Annotated in this window: 21 protein-coding genes; 5 read left to right on the top strand and 16 right to left on the bottom strand. The window is 60.6% G+C overall.

Features of this window, described 5'->3' with window-relative positions; genetic code table 11:
• Positions 1–3: 3 nt before the first annotated feature.
• On the bottom strand, positions 4–585 hold the full coding sequence (rimP, locus tag PVW27_RS10960; protein ID WP_274557639.1) for a ribosome maturation factor RimP: 582 nt from the start codon (positions 583–585) through the stop codon (positions 4–6).
• A gap of 152 nt (positions 586–737) precedes the next feature.
• Entirely contained in the window at positions 738–1,709 is a 972-nt protein-coding gene (gene pip / locus PVW27_RS10955; protein WP_274557637.1) for a prolyl aminopeptidase, read from the bottom strand.
• Positions 1,710–1,757: 48 nt separating this feature from the next.
• Here pip and ubiG point away from each other — a divergent pair, with 48 nt between their 5' ends.
• On the top strand, positions 1,758–2,504 hold the full coding sequence (gene ubiG / locus PVW27_RS10950) for a bifunctional 2-polyprenyl-6-hydroxyphenol methylase/3-demethylubiquinol 3-O-methyltransferase UbiG (protein ID WP_274557747.1): 747 nt from the start codon (positions 1,758–1,760) through the stop codon (positions 2,502–2,504).
• A 33-nt stretch (positions 2,505–2,537) separates the two neighbouring features.
• On the opposite strand, the gene PVW27_RS10945 is transcribed toward ubiG, so the two are convergent.
• The 4 genes from PVW27_RS10945 to PVW27_RS10930 are packed head-to-tail and all read right to left on the bottom strand — an operon-like array spanning position 2,538 to position 4,844.
• The gene (locus PVW27_RS10945) at positions 2,538–2,978 is read right to left on the bottom strand and encodes a MarR family winged helix-turn-helix transcriptional regulator (protein WP_274557634.1); all 441 of its coding nucleotides are present in this window, start codon (positions 2,976–2,978) and stop codon (positions 2,538–2,540) included.
• A complete protein-coding gene (locus PVW27_RS10940) occupies positions 2,971–3,807 on the bottom strand; it encodes a carbon-nitrogen hydrolase family protein (RefSeq protein WP_274557632.1) in 837 nt (278 codons plus the stop codon). Before PVW27_RS10940 ends, PVW27_RS10945 begins: the two co-directional genes overlap by 8 nt.
• Positions 3,808–3,813: 6 nt before the next feature.
• On the bottom strand, positions 3,814–4,071 hold the full coding sequence (gene grxC / locus PVW27_RS10935; RefSeq protein ID WP_274557631.1) for a glutaredoxin 3: 258 nt from the start codon (positions 4,069–4,071) through the stop codon (positions 3,814–3,816).
• Positions 4,072–4,112: 41 nt separating this feature from the next.
• Positions 4,113–4,844, bottom strand: coding sequence for a ComF family protein (locus tag PVW27_RS10930; protein ID WP_274557629.1), 732 nt, complete (start codon positions 4,842–4,844; stop codon positions 4,113–4,115).
• Between the two features lie 17 nt (positions 4,845–4,861).
• On the opposite strand from PVW27_RS10930, the gene PVW27_RS10925 reads away from it, so the two are divergent.
• Positions 4,862–5,683 carry a methyltransferase domain-containing protein gene (locus PVW27_RS10925; protein WP_274557627.1) on the top strand — a complete coding sequence of 274 codons (822 nt, stop codon included), beginning with the start codon at positions 4,862–4,864 and terminating at the stop codon, positions 5,681–5,683.
• A gap of 66 nt (positions 5,684–5,749) precedes the next feature.
• The gene (gene hemH, locus PVW27_RS10920) at positions 5,750–6,832 is read left to right on the top strand and encodes a ferrochelatase (protein ID WP_274557625.1); all 1,083 of its coding nucleotides are present in this window, start codon (positions 5,750–5,752) and stop codon (positions 6,830–6,832) included.
• 98 nt (positions 6,833–6,930) lie between these two features.
• Here hemH and PVW27_RS10915 read toward each other — a convergent pair whose 3' ends face one another.
• Both PVW27_RS10915 and PVW27_RS10910 read right to left on the bottom strand, forming a co-directional pair.
• The gene (locus PVW27_RS10915; protein WP_274557624.1) at positions 6,931–7,113 is read right to left on the bottom strand and encodes a hypothetical protein; all 183 of its coding nucleotides are present in this window, start codon (positions 7,111–7,113) and stop codon (positions 6,931–6,933) included.
• A gap of 142 nt (positions 7,114–7,255) precedes the next feature.
• The gene (locus tag PVW27_RS10910) at positions 7,256–7,858 is read right to left on the bottom strand and encodes a L,D-transpeptidase (protein WP_274557622.1); all 603 of its coding nucleotides are present in this window, start codon (positions 7,856–7,858) and stop codon (positions 7,256–7,258) included.
• Positions 7,859–8,022: 164 nt separating this feature from the next.
• Between PVW27_RS10910 and PVW27_RS10905 the strand changes: the two genes are divergently transcribed.
• The gene (locus PVW27_RS10905; RefSeq protein WP_274557620.1) at positions 8,023–8,535 is read left to right on the top strand and encodes a CAP domain-containing protein; all 513 of its coding nucleotides are present in this window, start codon (positions 8,023–8,025) and stop codon (positions 8,533–8,535) included.
• A 67-nt stretch (positions 8,536–8,602) separates the two neighbouring features.
• Here PVW27_RS10905 and PVW27_RS10900 read toward each other — a convergent pair whose 3' ends face one another.
• The 7 genes from PVW27_RS10900 to hslO all read right to left on the bottom strand — a co-directional run bounded on the left by PVW27_RS10900 (position 8,603) and on the right by hslO (position 15,961).
• Complete coding sequence (locus tag PVW27_RS10900; RefSeq protein WP_274557746.1) at positions 8,603–9,103, bottom strand: L,D-transpeptidase family protein; 501 nt, start codon at positions 9,101–9,103, stop codon at positions 8,603–8,605.
• 84 nt (positions 9,104–9,187) lie between these two features.
• The gene (locus PVW27_RS10895; protein WP_274557619.1) at positions 9,188–9,967 is read right to left on the bottom strand and encodes an ion transporter; all 780 of its coding nucleotides are present in this window, start codon (positions 9,965–9,967) and stop codon (positions 9,188–9,190) included.
• A 34-nt stretch (positions 9,968–10,001) separates the two neighbouring features.
• Entirely contained in the window at positions 10,002–11,225 is a 1,224-nt protein-coding gene (locus PVW27_RS10890; RefSeq protein WP_274557745.1) for a class I SAM-dependent RNA methyltransferase, read from the bottom strand.
• A 39-nt stretch (positions 11,226–11,264) separates the two neighbouring features.
• Positions 11,265–13,100, bottom strand: a complete 1,836-nt coding sequence (locus tag PVW27_RS10885) for an ABC transporter ATP-binding protein (protein ID WP_274557617.1) — start codon at positions 13,098–13,100, stop codon at positions 11,265–11,267.
• Positions 13,101–13,204: 104 nt separating this feature from the next.
• On the bottom strand, positions 13,205–14,359 hold the full coding sequence (locus PVW27_RS10880) for a CCA tRNA nucleotidyltransferase (RefSeq protein WP_274557615.1): 1,155 nt from the start codon (positions 14,357–14,359) through the stop codon (positions 13,205–13,207).
• A complete protein-coding gene (locus PVW27_RS10875) occupies positions 14,359–14,973 on the bottom strand; it encodes a CoA pyrophosphatase (RefSeq protein ID WP_274557613.1) in 615 nt (204 codons plus the stop codon). Before PVW27_RS10875 ends, PVW27_RS10880 begins: the two co-directional genes overlap by 1 nt.
• Complete coding sequence (gene hslO / locus PVW27_RS10870) at positions 14,963–15,961, bottom strand: Hsp33 family molecular chaperone HslO (protein ID WP_274557612.1); 999 nt, start codon at positions 15,959–15,961, stop codon at positions 14,963–14,965. The genes PVW27_RS10875 and hslO overlap by 11 nt, the downstream gene beginning before the upstream one ends.
• A 116-nt stretch (positions 15,962–16,077) precedes the next feature.
• On the opposite strand from hslO, the gene PVW27_RS10865 reads away from it, so the two are divergent.
• Positions 16,078–16,530 (top strand): NUDIX hydrolase, encoded by a 453-nt coding sequence (locus PVW27_RS10865; protein WP_274557744.1) that lies wholly within the window; start codon positions 16,078–16,080, stop codon positions 16,528–16,530.
• Here PVW27_RS10865 and PVW27_RS10860 read toward each other — a convergent pair.
• Positions 16,498–17,811 (bottom strand): PP2C family protein-serine/threonine phosphatase, encoded by a 1,314-nt coding sequence (locus PVW27_RS10860; protein ID WP_432762051.1) that lies wholly within the window; start codon positions 17,809–17,811, stop codon positions 16,498–16,500. The genes PVW27_RS10865 and PVW27_RS10860 overlap by 33 nt on opposite strands.
• Between the last annotated feature and the right edge of the window lie 63 nt (positions 17,812–17,874).

Raw genomic sequence — 17,874 nt, 5'->3', positions numbered from 1 at the left:
GTCTCAGTCCTCCTCGGAACCGGTGTCGGTGTCTGTTTCTATCTCGTCAAATTGCTCTTCATCGATGATGCCGGCCGCCTTGCGCTGCCGCAGCATCTCGCGGATCAGCTCGTCGGTCAGGATCAGCTTGGCGTCGGACAGCCAGTCGAACTTCAACCCGACAGTGCCTTCTTCGATGTTGATAAGGACTTCATCACCCTCGACACCCGCCAGGACGCCTTTGAAGCGGCGGCGCCCGTCGATCAGCTCATCTGTCTCGATCCGCGCTTCATATCCTTCAAAGGTCTCGAAATCTTTCAGGCGGGTCAGGGGGCGGTCGATGCCGGGGCTGGACACTTCAAGCGTGTACTCGTCCACGATCGGGTCCTCCACATCCAGAATGGCGCTGACGGCGGTGCTGATCTCGCCGCATTCGTCGACGGAAATCCCGCCTTCGGGGCGCTCTGCCATGATCTGCAGGGTCGAGGTCTTGCCACCCATCAACCGGATTCGCACCAGTTCGAACCCCAGATCCTCGATCACGGGGGTCACGATCTCGGCCAGACGTCGGTCTATGGCGGCTTTGGCGATCAAGTCGTTGGTCATCAGTCAGGCTTGCCTTTCAGGCACAAAAAAACGGGCGCGCGGCCCGTTGATCTTTCCCGGTGGTACGGTGGGAGTGGACCCCAGCGCGCCGCTGTTGAGGGCCATATACGCCGCATGGCCCGAGTCTGCAAGGGGCAATGGGTGCGGCGCAATCAGCCTTCGCCGATGCGGTCCATCACGCGGACCAGTTCGGCGCTGATACCCGGCTCGGACAGCGCGTGGCCCGCGTTGCGGACCATGTGCAACTCGACGTTGGGCCAGCGCGCGGCAAGGTTCCACGCAGATTCCGGCGGGCAGATCATGTCATAGCGACCCTGCACGATAGCGCCGGGGATATGGGCAATGCGATCCACCCGGTCCATGATCTGGCCGTCATAGTCCAGAAAGGCACCGTTCATGAAGTAATGGTTTTCAAGCCTTGCAAAGGCGCGGGCATATTCGCCGGGACTGTCTCCACCGACGCCGTTGGAGTGGAACGACGCCAGAGCATTCTCCCATGACGACCAGGCGCGGGCATATTTCGTCTCGACCATCAGGTCGCCGGAAAACAGGCGCTTGTGATAGGCGGCGATTAGGTCGCCGCGCTCGTCCTCGGGGATCAGGTCCACGAAACGGGCCCAGGTTTCGGGCCAGAACTTTCCTGCACCGCCCCCATAGAACCAATCCAACTCGGCCTTTGTCGCCAGAAATACCCCACGCAGGACAAGCCCTGCCACGCGGTCCGGGTGTTCCTGCGCATAGATCAGGGCAAGGGTCGCCCCCCAGCTACCGCCGAAAACCGTCCATTGGTCGATGTCCAGATCGCTTCTGATCCGCTCGATATCGCGGACCAGATGCCATGTGGTGTTGTCCTTGACCGAGGCATGAGGACGCGAGCGCCCACAGCCGCGTTGGTCAAACAGGATTACCCGGAACACCTTGGGATCGAAATACCGCCGCATCGCCGGGCTGCATCCGCCACCCGGCCCGCCATGCAGAACAACGACCGGCATTCCTTGAGGATTGCCAGACTGCTCCATATAGACGGTATGGCCATCGCCCACGTCGATCATTCGCTGGTCGAAAGGATCGACCGGCGGGTGCAGATAGTGGACTGCGCTTTTTTGGCCCAAGTATTTGTCCATGACGATCCTATATACCGGATGGAGGTAAAAGAGCACATGGAGAGCAGAATGCAAGCCGGTCAGACCACAGTTGATCCTGCGGAAGTCGCCAAGTTCGAGGCAATGGCCGCTGAATGGTGGGATCCGAAGGGCAAGTTCAAGCCGTTGCACATGCTGAACCCATGCCGTCTTGACTATATTACCCGGCAGATCGCGGGCGAGTTCGGGCGCGATCTGAATGGACCGGCGCCTTTCAGCGGACTCAGAATTCTGGATATCGGCTGCGGTGGAGGGCTTTTGTCGGAACCGATGGCGCGACTTGGCGCCGATGTGGTGGGCGCGGATGCCGCGCCGCGCAACATCCCGGTGGCGCAGGTGCATGCGGAACAATCCGGCCTGACCATCGACTATCGTCACACGACGGCCGAAGATCTGGCTGCCGCCGGCGAACAGTTCGACGTGGTGCTGAACATGGAAGTGGTCGAGCATGTCGCCGATCCGCTGGCCTATCTGACTGCCTGCCGGGAATTGCTCAAACCCGGTGGTCTGCACATCTGCTCGACCATCAACCGCAACCCGAAAAGTTTCGCCATGGCGATTGTCGGGGCGGAATACGTGATGCGCTGGCTGCCCAAGGGCACGCATGAGTGGAACAAGTTCATCACGCCGGATGAACTGTTCGATCTGCTGCGGAACGCGGGTCTGGATCCGGTGGATCGCAAGGGCTTTGTCTTCAACCCGATCCTGTGGACATGGTCTCTGTCCGAGCGCGATCTCAGCGTGAACTACGTCACGGCCAGCCTGAAACCGGCCTGAGCATGAGTATTTGGGGAACGATGAAAGGCAGGTTCAGTCTTCTTCCAGTTTGAGCCTTAATTCGCGCAGGATCGGAATGGCGGCGCGGACCTTTTCGTCACCCAGCTCCGAAATCAGCTCGGCAATCATGGGTGAAATCGCATCCAGTGCCGCATCCCGCGCGCGTCGTCCGGCCGGGCTGATCGCCACCATCTTGCGGCGCGCGTCATCCCAATCGGGGCGGATATGGACATATCCGGCCCATTCCAGCTTGCCCAATGTATTGGTCATGGCACCGCGCGTGACGTGAAAACTTTTCGCCAATTGCGCGGGCGTCCTTTCTGCACCGTAACGGGCCAGATGGTTCAGCACCGAGAAATGCGAAATCTCCATCCCTTTGGGCAATACCTTGGACAGACGATTCCGGACCAGTTGATCTGCGGTCAGGATCTCGCTGAACAGGGCTACGGCAAGGGAATTGCTGCTGTCAGACATCTGGCGGAGTGAACTTTCGGTCATGCATCAGCGCAGGAACGCGCGCCCGTGCTTGTGCCACGGTGTCCATGTCCAGATCAACAAATGTGATGCCGGGTTTCGTTCCCGCATCAATCAGAACTTCGCCCCAGGGCGAAATCGCCATACTGTGCCCATAGGTGCGGCGAGTCCCGCCAGTTGCGGAGGGATGCTGCCCGGTCTGCGCGGGGGCCAGGACATAGCAGCCTGTCTCGATCGCGCGGGCGCGCAGCAGCGGCTCCCAATGGGCGGCACCTGTCACCGGCGAAAAGGCGGCTGGCACCGTCAGGATCTGTGCCCCGGCCTGCGCCAGCCCGCGATGCAGGTGAGGGAAGCGGACATCATAGCAGACGGTCATACCGATCCGGGCGAACCCGGCATCCGCCAACACCGCGCGTTCACCGGGGCGAAAGCCTGCGGATTCGCGATAGGTCTCGGTCTCGGACACCTGCACATCGAACATATGGATCTTGTCATACCATGCCCGGATGGTCCCATCCGGCCCAATCAGAAACGAACGGTTGGCAAATCGCCCGTCCGCATCTGTGGTTTTGAGCGCAAGAGACCCGATCAACAGCCACAGGCCCAAGCGTGCCGCCTCGTCACGCAAACCGGCCAAGGTTGGGTCATCATCTTGCGTGGAAAGCACGCGTGACTGATGCGCGCGATCGGACGAGACGCAGTTCGTCACTTCAGGAGTCAGCACGAACCCTGCGCCCTGTTCCGCCGCCTGCCGCATCATCTTCTGCACGATCCCGAGGTTCTCGGCCGGATCGTCGCTTGACGTCAGTTGCAGCAAGGCAGCCTTCATCGGGTGTTATCCTTTGAGCAGCGCGTCAAGCTTGCCCGCGCTTTCCAGCGCAAAAAGATCATCACAGCCGCCCACATGGGTGGTGCCGATAAAGATCTGCGGCACGGTGCGCCCGCCATTGGCGCGCTGGATCATCTCGGGTTTGCGATCAGGCTGGGCCAGAACGTCAATCTCGGAAAAGCTTACACCTTTCTGGGTCAGCAGGCGTTTGGCCGCGTGGCAATAGCCACACAGCGGCGAGGTGTAGATTTCAACGGATTGCATTTTATTGGTTGTCCTTTGATCACGTCCAACTTGTCCGTGATTTAAGCGTCCTTTGCAACGCGCGCCAGTGTAAGCACGAAAACTTGCGCGGCTCCGGACGCCAGACACGCCTCCGCACAGGCGGCCAGAGTCGCGCCCGATGTCATGACATCATCCACAATCAGGACCTTGCGACCGATGACCCGGTGTCTGCGCGCGGGTGTGACGCTGATTGCTGCATTCAGGGTGGCAAAGCGGGTGTCCCGGCTGGCCCCGTCCAGCGATGGTGTCCGGCGAATGCGTGTCAAAAGATCGGGGCAATGGGACAAACCCGTTGCACGCGCCACAGAATCTGACAGCAGTACAGACTGGTTGTAGCGTCGCTTGAGAAGCCGCATCCAGTGCAGCGGTACTGGCGCGACCAGCATGTCAGGCAAAAGAATGGGCCGCGCCGCTTTTGCCATCCATGCGGCCACGGGTTTTGCAATATCAAGTCGGTCCCCATGTTTCAGAGACAGCACCAGTTTGCGCGCCGTATCGCGGTAAAGGAACGTGGCCCTTCCGCGCGACCAAGGGCGTGCGATGGTCATGCAATCGTCGCAATGCACGACATCGGTCGGATGCGCCTCACCGGGCAGCGGCGTGCCGCAGAGATCGCAGACCAGCCCGGTAATGAAAGCCGCGTCACGCCAGCATGTGGCGCAGAGGCCGAACTCGGTCTCCACAAGCCCGCCACAGCACAGGCAGCGCGGCGGATAGACAAGGCGCAGTGCCGTTTGAAACTTCGCCACCATCCGCTTATATGCCGCCCATGACCCAGACTCCCAAGTTGACCGACCGCGCAGCCCTGATCCGCAACCGTGCCCGCGCGGCGCGGGCACCTGCATTGTTCTTGCAGGAAGAAGCTGCCCTCGAGGTCAAGGATCGTCTGGAACTGGTTAACAGGTCATTTACGAAGCCTGCCGTGGTGACCGGATTTCCGCAGCTTTGGAAATCCGTTCTGCCGGATGCGCAAATTGTCGCGGATAACGAGGTTCTGGAGCTTGAGGAAGGTGCCCATGATCTTGTGATCCATTCGCTGGCATTGCACTGGTCCAGCGATCCGGTGGGTCAGCTTATTCAGGCGCGCCGGGCTTTGCGACCTGATGGATTGTGTCTTGTGTCGCTGTTTGGCGGGCAGACCCTGCACGAGTTGCGCAGCGCCCTCGCCGAAGCCGAAGTGCGTGTGAATGGCGGCCTGTCGCCGCGTGTCCTGCCGATGGGCGAAATCCGGGATCTGGGCGGTCTATTGCAGCGTGCGGGCCTTGCTTTACCTGTTGCCGACAGCATCAGCCTGACGGCGAGCTATAGCGATGCCTTCGCTCTGATGCGCGATCTGCGCGCGATGGGCGAGGGCAATGCCCTGCACGCGCGCTTGCGCCGCCCCACAGGTCGCGGTGTCCTGCATGAAGCGGCGCGGATCTATGCCGCCCAGCATGCCGATGCCGATGGTCGTATCCCTGCGACCTTCGAAATGATCTTTCTCAGTGGCTGGGCACCTGATGCCAGCCAACCCCAACCACTGCGCCCAGGATCTGCACAGACACGGCTTGCAGATGTTCTGGGAAGCGTCGAATCGAAGCTGCAAGATTGACGATCCGTTCAGAACCTTTATGTCCCGTGCTGACCCATTCAAAAAACACTATGAACGAGGGCCCAGATGCTGGATGCCACCGCGACCGAAACGACTGATGCGAACGCCGTAAGACCACCCATGTCGCAGCCCGACCATCCCCGCGTTGCGATGGGTAAAGTGGGTATCCTGCTGGCCAACCTTGGAACGCCGGACAATTACGACTACTGGTCGATGCGCCGCTATCTGAACGAGTTCCTGTCGGACCGCCGGGTAATCGACTACAGCCCGTGGCTCTGGCAGCCACTGTTGCAGCTGATCATTCTCAGCAAGCGGCCCTTCAGCAGCGGCAAGAACTATCAATCGATCTGGAACCACGACAAGGGTGAAAGCCCCTTGATGACGATCACCAAGGATCAGACCGCCAAGATCACCGAGACGATGAAGGCGCGTTATGGCGATCAGGTCGTTGTGGATTTCTGCATGCGATACGGCAATCCGTCCACCAAGTCGAAGGTGCGCGCGATGGTGGATGCCGGTTGCCGCAAGATCCTGTTTTTCCCGCTTTATCCGCATTATGCCGGGGCAACGTCCGCCACCGCGAACGATCAGTTCTTCCGCTCCCTGATGGAGGAGAAGTGGCAGCCGACCGCCCGTGTCGTCGATCCCTATTACGAGCATCCGTTGTATATCGAGGCGCTCGCGCAGTCGGTCGAACGGGCCTATGCCGCCGAAGAACACAAACCCGAGGTTCTGGTCTGCTCTTACCACGGGGTGCCCAAGCGCTACCTGCTGGAAGGTGACCCCTATCATTGCCAGTGTCAGAAAACGACGCGCCTTTTGATGGAGCGGCTGGGATGGGACAAGACGCAGATCGTGACGACCTTTCAGTCGCGTTTCGGCCCTGAAGAATGGCTGAAACCCTATACGGTCGAAGAAGTGGCGCGTCTGGCCAAGGAAGAGGGCAAGAAGCGCATCGCGGTCATCGCGCCAGCCTTTTCAGCCGACTGCATCGAAACGCTGGAAGAGATCAACGAAGAGATCAAGGAAAGCTTTGAAGAGGCGGGTGGTGACCATTTCACCTATATTCCCTGCCTGAACGATGACGATGCGCATATCGCGGCGCTCAGTGCGGTCATCGAGGACAACCTCAAGGGGTGGCTGGACTGACAGCCTCTCTTCGTAACTGTCTCGGTGCATGAGACAATCGCAGACATAAAAAAAGGCGGTGAAACATCACCGCCTTTTTCTATTACACGTTGGTCAGATCAGCTTGCGACAGCTGCTGCAACCACTGCCAGGATCAGCAGGGGAATCAGAACGCCGCCACCGGACGAACCAGCGGTTTCTTCAACAACAACAGGTGCTTCGATGACGGGCTCAGCCAGGTTGCCAGCGTAAGCGGTCGAAGCGGCAGCAGTCACGGCAGCTGCGAGAACGAGTTTCTTCATATTAACCTCCAGATATTCGGCCGGCGTGTCACCAGTACACGCCAAGCGCCCAAGACGTACCTCGTATTATTGTCTAAAGCAGTAATCCGAAGCAAATGCAAATCCACTCGCAAGCGTTTTTCCCACCAGCGAGAGAATGTCGTCAAATTAGCAACACCTGCGTGCCGACCTGCGTCATTGCATACAGTTCAGCGATATGTTCGTTGTACAAACCGATGCATCCGTTGGAGGATCGCCGCCCGATTTTGCGCGTGTCATGAGTCCCGTGGATCCGATAATAGGTCCAGCTCAGATACAGGGCATGAGTGCCAAGCGGGTTGTCCGGCCCCGGCGGCACGAAGTCCGGCCATTCGGGATTGCGCTGCTTCATCGAGGGCGTGGGGGCCCAACTTGGACCCTCAACCTTGCGAATCACCGACGTGCGCCCGCGACGCGTCAGGTCCTCGGAAAGAGGAACGCTGGACGGGTAAAGCTTGTAGGTCGAGCCGTCCGCAGACCAGTAGTGCAAGGCGCGCGAATCGATATCCACTAGGACCGCGCCATTGCGCAGATCCGAGAAATAGGGCCGCCAATCCAGCGTGCGGAAGCTCGAGGCGTTGCGCCGCACAACTTGCGACAGGTCGCGTTCAACCTCGACAGTATCGGCTCCGTTCACATTCTGGGCGAAGGCCGGTGCCGCCAGAACCGCAGCGCTTCCGGCAAGGAATGCACGCCGATTGAAGGCATTGTTGTATTTATCAGTCATCGTACTACTCCACGACAGGGCTACTGCCAATCGGACTCGAATTTATTGCGTGAAAGACGCAGTCGCAAATCAAACCGGCGTCATTTGGCGTACTCACGCCGAAGTGGGTTTAATATAGCACCTGACCGGGATAAAGCATGCTCAACTGACCAGGATTATGCCAAATGCTTCGAATTCCCGCTCTTTTTGCCGCAATTGCACTTGTGCTCGCAGGGTGCGCGACCCCTCCACCCCCGACCATGGGTCCAGATGGACGCCCGTTGCCGCGAGTCTATCGCATTTCAGCAGGCGAGACGGCTGAAGTTCAGTTCCGCATGCTCGATTCGGTCAATGCGCTGCGGCAGGCTGCCGGTGCCGCACCTGTCGAGTTGAACGCACAGTTGACGGCAGCGGCCGCAACGCATTCTCGTGACATGTCGGTGCAGAACCGGCCTTGGCACTTCGGTTCGGATGGCTCGTCGCCGATCGACCGGGTGCAGCGCTCCGGATATGCCGGGCAACTTGTTGGTGAGACGATCTCGGAAACCTACGAGACCGAGCTTGAAACATTGGCGGCCTGGATGGATCAGCCCGACACACGCCGTGTCATTCTTGACCCTCAGGCGCGCAGTATGGGTTTCTCCTGGTATCAAGAAAACAATGGCAAGCTGTGGTGGACTCTGATCCTGGCCAAGTAAGCCCGAGGCTCTGTGATCTACAAAAACCCCGGACGCTGATCCGGGGTTTTGTGTGCCGCCAAACCTTTCAGGGAAAGATCGAGATCGGCGTGCCGTCCTGCACCATCGAATAGATGACCTCCATTTCCGCGTCAGTCACCGCAATGCAGCCCCAGGTCCAGTCTCTTTGGCCGTTCTGATACAGGCGCGGACGCCCATGGATGAAGATGTCACCGCCAGGTTTCTTGCCTGCGGCCAGCGCACGGGCGATGTCTTCCTCGTTGGGATAAGAGATGCCCAGCGACAAATGAAAACGGCTGTTCGGATTGCGACGGTCGATCAGATACTCACCTTCGGGTGTGCGCCCGTCACCCTCAAAATTCTTGTGACCGACCGGCGCGAAACCCAGATCAATCTCGAAAGACGCAAGTGCTCGGTCGAAATGCATCAGATGCATGCGCCTGGCCTCCTTGAAGACCAGAACACGAGTCACCTGAGGCCCCCTGTAGACAAGGAACTTGCTCGGGGTGCGCCCGCACGCCGCCGCCACCAAAGGCAGCGCGAGTAAAAGAAAACGCCTGTTTATCATGTCCGCTCGATCATGTTTTTTGTCCATGGAATACACGGAAAACGATCAGGCAGATAGGTTAAACTTCTCTCTTTGAAGAATCCGTTACACCTTGTCGCGGGCGTTCATGCGCTCTTCGATCGCCCTCAGACGGGCCAGAACCTCTTCGCGGTAGACATCCGTCTTCTCGTTGCTTTCCTCGGCATGGGCGTCCTGCATCGAGTTCACGACCAGACCGACCAACAGGTTGACCACCGCGAAAGTCGTCACAAGAATGAAGGGCACGAAAAAGGCCCAGGCATAGGGGTAGACTTCCATCACGGGGCGCACGACCCCCATGGACCAGCTTTCCAAAGTCATGATCTGGAACAGCGAATAGGCGCTGGCACCCAGAGTGCCGAACCATTCGGGGAAGCTGTCACCGAACAGCTTTGTGGCCATGACAGAGCCGATATAGAAGATGATCGCCATCAGCAGAAAGACGCTGCCCATGCCGGGCAGCGCGGTAATGAACCCTTCCACGACCCGACGCAGACGCGGCGCGACCGAGATGACCCGCAGCACCCGCAGGATCCGCAACGCCCGCAGAACGGACATGCCCTGGGCATTGGGAACAAGGGCGATACCGACGATCACGAAATCAAACAGGTTCCACGCCGACCGGAAAAAATGTCGTCCGTGCGCGATCAGCTTGAGGATGATCTCGACCACAAAGATCGACAGGCAGATACGGTCTATCATCAGGATCATCGGGCCCGCCGCAGCCATGGCCGTATCCGAAGTTTCAAGTCCCAGCGTGACAGCGTTCACAAGAATGACGGCAATCACAAAATTGGTCACAATAGGGCTGGCCAGCCAATCGGCCAGACGGGTCTGAAAAGTCATCACATGCTCCGGTTGGAAACGATCCTGCGCGGCGTCAGATATGTGGGGCGGCAAAGAAGGCTGCAAGCTCTACATGCGTGGACCAGCGAAATTGATCCACAACCTGCACCCATTCAAGGCGATAACCTGCGTCCAGCAGGATTTTCGCATCTCTGGCGAACGTCACGGGGTTGCAGGAGACAAAGGCAATCCGCCCGATCCGGGCCTTGGCCAGCTCGGCCACTTGCGCCTCGGCCCCGGCGCGGGGCGGGTCAATCACCGCAGCGTCAAAGCGCTTCAACTCGTCCGGCAGCAGGGGCCGGCGGAACAGATCACGCGTCTCGGTCGTCACGCGCTTCAACCCTTCGGCCTGCCGCCAGCCCTGATCCAACGCCTTCAGCATGGCTGAATCGCTTTCCACGGCAAGAACTTCAGCATTTGACGCCAATGGCAACGCAAAGGTGCCACAGCCCGCGAACAGATCCACAACCCGTGCGGCACCGCCGACAGCTTCGGTCACGGCCGCCAGCAAGGCCGCCTCCCCCTCGGCCGTGGCTTGCAGAAAAGCACCGGGCGGCGGCACGACACGGGCTGCACCAAAGCGCTGCATCGGGGGTTGGCGCATCCCGACCAGCTCATCCTCCCAGACCAGACGGGCCAGGCGAAAACGCTCCGCCTCGGCGGCAATCGCGATGCGCAGGGGTCCATCCAGCGGCTTGCCGCCTGTGACCAACACATCCAGACCATTGTCGCTCTGCGTGACTTGAACCGTTAGCTCACCCTTGCGGCTGCCGCCCGCCACGGCCAGTGCTTCGGCCAAGGGCAGGGCGACCATCAATTCAGGCAACAGCAACTGGCAATCGGGGATTTCGATCAAAGTGTCCGAGGCGCGGGCATGAAAACCAGCCATGGCGCCTTTCTTGGTGCGTCGCACGGACAGGGACGCGCGCCGTCGCGACCTCGGAGAAGAGGTCAGGATCGGACGAAACTCCGCCTCGATCCCCTGCGCGAACAAGGCCGCCCGCACCACATCGGTTTTCCAGCTGGCCACGAAGTCGTCAGAGGCATGCATGACCTGACAGCCACCACAGGCCTTGTAGTGACGGCACGGCGGGGCGACGCGTGACGAAGACGGTTTGACGATCCGCACCTCGCTCAGCCGGTCACCGTCAAGCGTGCCAGTCACAACCTCGCCGGGCAGGGTCAAAGGGGCAAAGACCGGACCTTGGGCGATCCCGTCGCCCTGATGTCCCAGCCTGATGATGCGATGCTCTGTCATGTTGCGGGGGATACCCCGCCGCAGGGTCTGCATAAAGCCCTATTCGGCGGCATCCTTGAGGCCGATGAACCCACCTGACTGCCGATCCCAATAGCGCGCATAAAGCCCGCCTGCCGCCAACAGGTCATCATGAGTGCCCTGCTCGACGATCCGGCCCCGGTCCAGCACCACGATCCGGTCCATCTGACTGATGGTGGACAACCGATGCGCCACGGCCAGAACGGTTTTGCCTTCCATCACGCGCTCCAGCGCCGTCTGGATCGACGCCTCGACCTCGCTGTCCAGTGCGCTTGTCGCCTCGTCCAGCACAAGGATCGGCGCGTCCTTGAGGATGGCGCGGGCCAGTGCGATCCGCTGGCGCTGACCGCCCGACAGTTTCACACCACGTTCGCCCAGATGCGCGTCATACCCGCGCCGGCCCTTGTGATCCTGAAGCTCCTTGATGAATTCATGCGCTTCGGCCTTGGTCGCAGCGGCGATCACCTCATCCTGCGTGGCATCAGGGCGCCCATAGAGGATGTTGTCGCGGGCCGAGCGATTGAACATCGCGGTTTCCTGCGTCACCATCCCGATCTGGCGGCGCAGGCTTTCCTGCGTCACGTCGCGGATGTCCTGCCCATCAATGGTGATCCGCCCTTCTTCGGGATCGTAAAGCCGCAGCAGCAAAGCCACGAGCGTGGATTTCCCTGCCCCCGAAGCCCCCACGATGCCCAGCTTTTCCCCCGGCTTCACCTCCAGATCAATGCCACTGATCCCGCCCGCATCACGGCCATAGGCAAATCCAAGACCTTCAAACCGGATACGGCCCTCAGGCACCTGCAGGGCGGGGGCCGTTTCTGCATCATCGACACGGGTCCGCGGCGTCAAGGTGCGGATACCGTCCTCGATCTCACCGATGTTGGAATAGATGGCCATCAGCGTGAAACTGACCCAGCCGGTCATCTGCGCGATGCGGATCGACACGGCCCCGGCGGCGACGATATCGCCTTCCGTGGCTGTGCCTTGGGACCAGAAGATCAGCGTGCCACCGATCAGCAGAACCGGCAGAATACCGGCCAGCGTCATCAGGGCCACCCGGAACACCGCTGACAGCTTGCCGAAATGCAGCGAGCTGTCCCTGAACTTCTGCATCGCGCCCAGTGCTGCGCGATCCTCGTGGTCGGCATGGGCGAACAGTTTCACTGTCTTGATGTTGGTGATCGTATCCACAACCTGCCCCGACACCATCGCCCGCGCTCCCGCGCGCTTCCCCGCCAATGTGCGGATTCGCGGCAGGAAGACGCGGATCAGAATGAAATACGAGGCAAGCCACAGCACGAACACCAGTGCGACACGGGTATCAATGGCCAGCAAAAGGAAGATCGACCCGATCAGCGAGGCCAGCGCAAAGGCAACGACGTTGATCATCTCGACAGCGACATCCGTGATCGCTCGGGCCGTCTGCATCTGTTTTTGCGCGATCCGCCCCGCGAAGTCATCGTCGAAGAACTTGACCGACTGTCCCAATGTCCAACGATGCAGACGGCTGAGGACCAGCGGATTCACGTTGGGTTGCACGATGATCGAGTTTGCCGCCGAAGACAGACCAAAGGCCAGTGGGCGCAGGATGATGAAAAAGCCCAGCGCAACAAGGATCGTCACCACATTCGACATCGAAAAGAAGGCATCGGGTCCGCTGGCGATCGCGCCGTCGATCACCATGCCAAGGATCAGTGCCGTCCCTGCCTCCAGCGCCCCGGCCGCGGCCGACAAGACTGTCGCCAGCCACAGCGCAGGCCATGATCCAGAAAGCGCCCAACGGAAGAATGCGCCCAGCGATTGCGGCGGCGGGCCCTCGGCAGGGCGAAACGGGTCGATATGGGTGGCGGCGTTCATCATGGGTCTTTCTGGGTCTGTCATGTCCTGGGTCTGAACCTAGCCCGCAGGAGTGGTGGTCAAGAAAGACCCGATTGCCCCGGACCGCAAGGGCAGGGGAGGCATCAGCAGCCTTTCAGCAGATCTTCGCGTGAAAGGCGGAAACCCGACTCGATCCAGAGGGACTTGAGCCTCTCAAGCTCGCGACCCAGCGCGGGTCCGGTAAAGCCGGGCATCAGATCGGCGGCGGCAACAGGAAAAACAGCCGCCGCGCCCTCTTCAGCAGCGTGCAGGCTGGACGGATCAATCGGTATGCCCATCACGGCTGCGCGCAACAGAAGAACTGCACGCGCATCATCATACCCCAGACGGAAACCCAGTTCACCCGCCCCGCGCATCGAGCCTATGCCGTCGCGTAACGTGCAAAGCCGGGCTTCCTCTGATCGGGACAGCCGCAACCGGGGCGCAGCCTCCGGACCGGACAGCGCGGCCAGCCGTGCCAGCCAATCCGGCTGAAGGCCGCTCTCGACCTCAAGATGAATCAGGGGTGCCAGCGCGCGATCATCTGCGCCCGGCAGGATACGGGTCAGAACCCCACAGGCCCGCATCGCCGCAACGGATGGCGCGGGATCGGGTGCCGCCAGCAATTTGCGAACCTCTGCGCCGACCCTTTCGCGTGACAGTTGGGCCAGACCCTCGGTGGCCGCAGCAATCGCAGCAAGCGCCTGCGGATCAAGCCCTTCTGCCTCGTCACCATACCACGCGTGAAACCGGAAAAAGCGCAGGATACGCAGATAATCTTCCGCAATGCGCGCAGAGGCATCCTCGATAAAACGGACGCGACGTGCCATCAGGTCAGGCAGCCCACCCAGCGGATCAAGCACCGTTCCAGCCGCATCCGCATAGAGCGCATTCATGGTGAAGTCACGTCGACGCGCGTCATCCTCGACCCGAGTCGAAAATGCGACCACCGCGCGGCGTCCATCCGTTTCCACGTCGCGCCGAAAGGTCGTGACCTCATGCGGCACACCGCCCGCAATGACTGTGACGGTGCCATGTTCTATTCCGGTCGGAACGGGGCGCAGTCCCGCGTCCTTGGCCAGTTCCATCACCACTTCGGGACGGGCGTCGGTGGCGATGTCAATATCCGTTACGGGCGCGCCGATAATCGCGTTGCGCACACATCCTCCGACGAACAAGGACTTGTAACCTGCCTGGATCAGCATCTGGCAAACGGCCTGCGTGTGGTCCGCCACGATCCAGTCTGCCGCGATCCGCATCAGCCGTCCATCCTGTCTGCCAACGCGCGCAGGATGCGGGCGGTTGCACCCCAGATGTAATAGGGGCCGTAGGGCACGGTGAAATAGTGCCGCCGCTGCCCACGCCAGCGCCGCGACTGGATGATGAAGCGCGCGGGATCGGTCACATGGGACAGCGGAGCCTCGAACACCTCGGCGACTTCGCCGGGTTCCGGGCGAGGCTGAAACGGCGCGCGGACCCGCGCCAGAACCGGGGTCACGATGAAACCTGTAACGGTTTCATGCGCGGGCATCGTGCCCAGAACCTCGACATTGGCACGATCCAGCGCGATCTCCTCTTCGGCCTCGCGCAGCGCCGCCGCGATCACATCCGCATCCCCTTCGTCTTGCTTACCACCCGGAAAGGCAATCTGACCGGGATGATGCTTGAGCGCGGAAGACCGTTTTGTCAGGATCACCTGCATCCCGAAGGGCCGCGCGATCAGCGGCACAAGCACGCCCGCCGCCCGAAGACGACGACCTTCGGGCAGGACAACATCCGGGTTCAGGTCAAAATCCGACGAGGGCCGCCCTTCGCGGCCCAGCGCCTTGATCACATGCGCCAGAGGATCGGCAGAGATGGTGTCATTGGCCATCCCCGTCAGCCCCTTTGGCATCGAAGCCCAGCGTTTTCGGATCTAGAACGTAATGAGCCCCACAATACTGGCAATCGGCCGTGACAAGACCGTCGTCGGTTGTCATCGTCTCGATGTCCTTGGCCGAATAGATCGACAGGCTTTGCCGCACGCGATCCTCGGAACAGGTGCAGCCGAACCGAACGGGCTGCGCATCGAAAACGCGCGGCGCTTCCTCGTGGAACAGCCGGATCAGCAAGTCTGTCGGTGCCACACGCGGACCGACCAGTTCCAACTCCTCGACTGTATCGAGCAGCAGGTTGGCGCGGTTCCAGTTCTCGCCATCCTCGCCATCGACAAGGTCGCGAGCATGCAAAAGACCATCATGTCCCGTCGCCTCGACCCCTTTGGCAAAGGGCGACGCCTTGGGCATGTGCTGCAACATGACACCACCCGCACGCCAGTATTCCCGGCCACCACGTTCCGTGGATTTGCCGAAACTGAGCGCGAACCGCGTTGGCAACTGCTCGGACTGGGCGAAGTAAGCCTCGGCGCAGGCCGCCAGTGACCCGCCCGCCAATGGGGTGATCCCCTGATAGGGAGCCATATCCCGACCCTGGTCAATCATGATCGCGAAATAGCCCGTGCCGACCTGATCAAATGGTTTCCCGTCCGACAGGCGGTCCGCGTCATAGCTGGCATAGGCGCGAATCCGCGCCGGCTCGCCTTCCTCGGTCGGGCCATAATAATCCGTGGCGATCATTCTCACCGGACCCTTGGACTGCACCTGAAGCTGCAATTTCCAGCGCAGCTTGACGGTCTGGCCGATCAGCGCGGTCAGCAGGGCCATTTCGGCCACCAATGCCTCGACCACGGGCGGATAGTCGTGCTGCTTGAGGATGCCGTCCAGCACCCCGTCCAGCCGCGCCACGCGGCCACGTATATCCGAGTTGTCCAGCTGGAACGGCAATACCGTATCGTCCCAGGCGATTTTCGATCCAAGTGTCATGGGGTTTCCTTAAGCGCCGTCTCTTGGCATACCGCGTGTATATAGGCGGGGCAAGGCGGGCACCAAGGGAATGGCTGCCATCACCACCGCGCATGGCCTGTGCATAGGGTGACATGATGATCAGACGGTTCGGCGAGTCGCCCCGGCACGGGCAGGTCTACAAACGCAGGCCGGGGGCCTATGCAATACTGACGCGGGGCACGGATCTGCTGTTGACGCATCAGTCTGAACCATTGCCAGAGTTTCAGCTTCCCGGCGGCGGGATTGATCCAGGCGAATCACCGCTGGCAGCCTTGCACCGCGAGGTTTTCGAGGAAACCGGATGGACCATCGCTGCACCGCGTCGGGTCGGAACGTTCCGTCGGTTCACCTATATGCCCGAGTATGACCTTTGGGCCGAGAAGCTCTGCATGATCTATGTCGCACGGCCTGTCCGTCAGATCGGACCACCTAGCGAGCCGGGACATATGGCCTTGTGGATGCCACCCGACGTCGCCGCACAGAAACTTGGCAACGCGGGCGACCGGCACTTCGTATCACGGCTGATGGGCGCGCCGCGGTATCGGTGACGCCGTCTGCCCCGTGTACTCCAGCAGGATTGCAGATACATCGTCTGGAAAGTCCCCTCCACCGGCATGTTCCGTCAGATGCCAGATCATCGCTTCCAGAAATGACGTGCCGCTCATGTCGCGCAGCCGGTCCAGAATCCCGGCAATCCCGTCGCTTCCCAGCAGCGTGGTCTGGGGGTCCGGACATTCCAGCACACCATCGGACAGGATGACCAACCGATCGCCGGGGCCAAGCGTGCAACTGAACTCGTGAAAGGCGGCATCATCAAGCAAGCCAACCGGCAAGCCACCCTGGCCCAGCACTTCGATCCGCCCATCAAGACGCTGGATCAAAGGATGCGGATGGCCAGCCTGCACCATCACCACGCGACCCGTGGTCAGATCCAGATCTGCCAGCAGCATGGTAAAGTAATGCTCTGTCTGCAACTCCTCCAGCACCAGCCTGTTCAGGGTTGCGACAACCCGCGATGGCGGCAGCGGTGCGTGGCCCCCTTCAGGGTCGCGTATCAGGGCCACGTTGTATTCCGGTGAGGACGACGAGAGGTAGCCTGCCAACCGGGCAGTCATCAATGCGGAACTGATCCCATGTCCCGACACGTCGATTGCGAAAAGACCGACCCGCGATCCGCCCGCCGGATAGAATCCCACCAGATCGCCACCGACATGACCACTGGGCCGCAGCATCAGCGAAACTTGTGCCGGCCCAAAATCGCGGAACCTTTCCCGCACCAAAGATTGCTGCAACTTCCGGGCCTCGATCAGGTCGCTGTCAAGCGCATCGTAAAGGGCCTGCAATTCCTGAAGAGTGCTGCCGATCAGCCGATTCTTTTCGGTCAGTTGTCTCTGCATCCCGATAATCCGGGTGCCCGCACTCATCCGGGCGCGCAGTTCCGCCGGATTGACCGGCTTTGTCAGGAAGTCATCTGCCCCGCAATCAAGACCCAGAGCAACCTCCTCCTTCTCGCTTTTCGACGTCAGCAAGATGAAATAGCCATAGCCATCGCGCGGCAGGACGCGGAACGCCTTGCAGAATTCCAGCCCGTCCATACCGGGCATCATCCAGTCACTCAGCACAAGATCAGGCGGATCGGACAGGCAAATGCCCAGCGCGTCCTGCCCGCTTTCCGCCTCGGACACGCGATAACCCCAGCGCGCCAGCGAGGCGGTCAGGATTCGTCGCTGCAGACCGCTGTCATCGACCACGAGCACATGCATCGGTTCATCGCCAGAACCCGCGGCGGAATGAGGCTCCCTCAACGACTGTTTTACATGGGCGGACACCAGACCTTGCCTTTTTCAAACTTGCGTCCGCCGGATTACCAACCAATCCTTTATGCAGTCTGA

Origin of the sequence: Seohaeicola sp. 4SK31, assembly GCF_028802875.1 — a bacterium.
GTDB lineage: Bacteria > Pseudomonadota > Alphaproteobacteria > Rhodobacterales > Rhodobacteraceae > Seohaeicola.
This window is presented reverse-complemented; position numbering and strand designations above follow the sequence as displayed.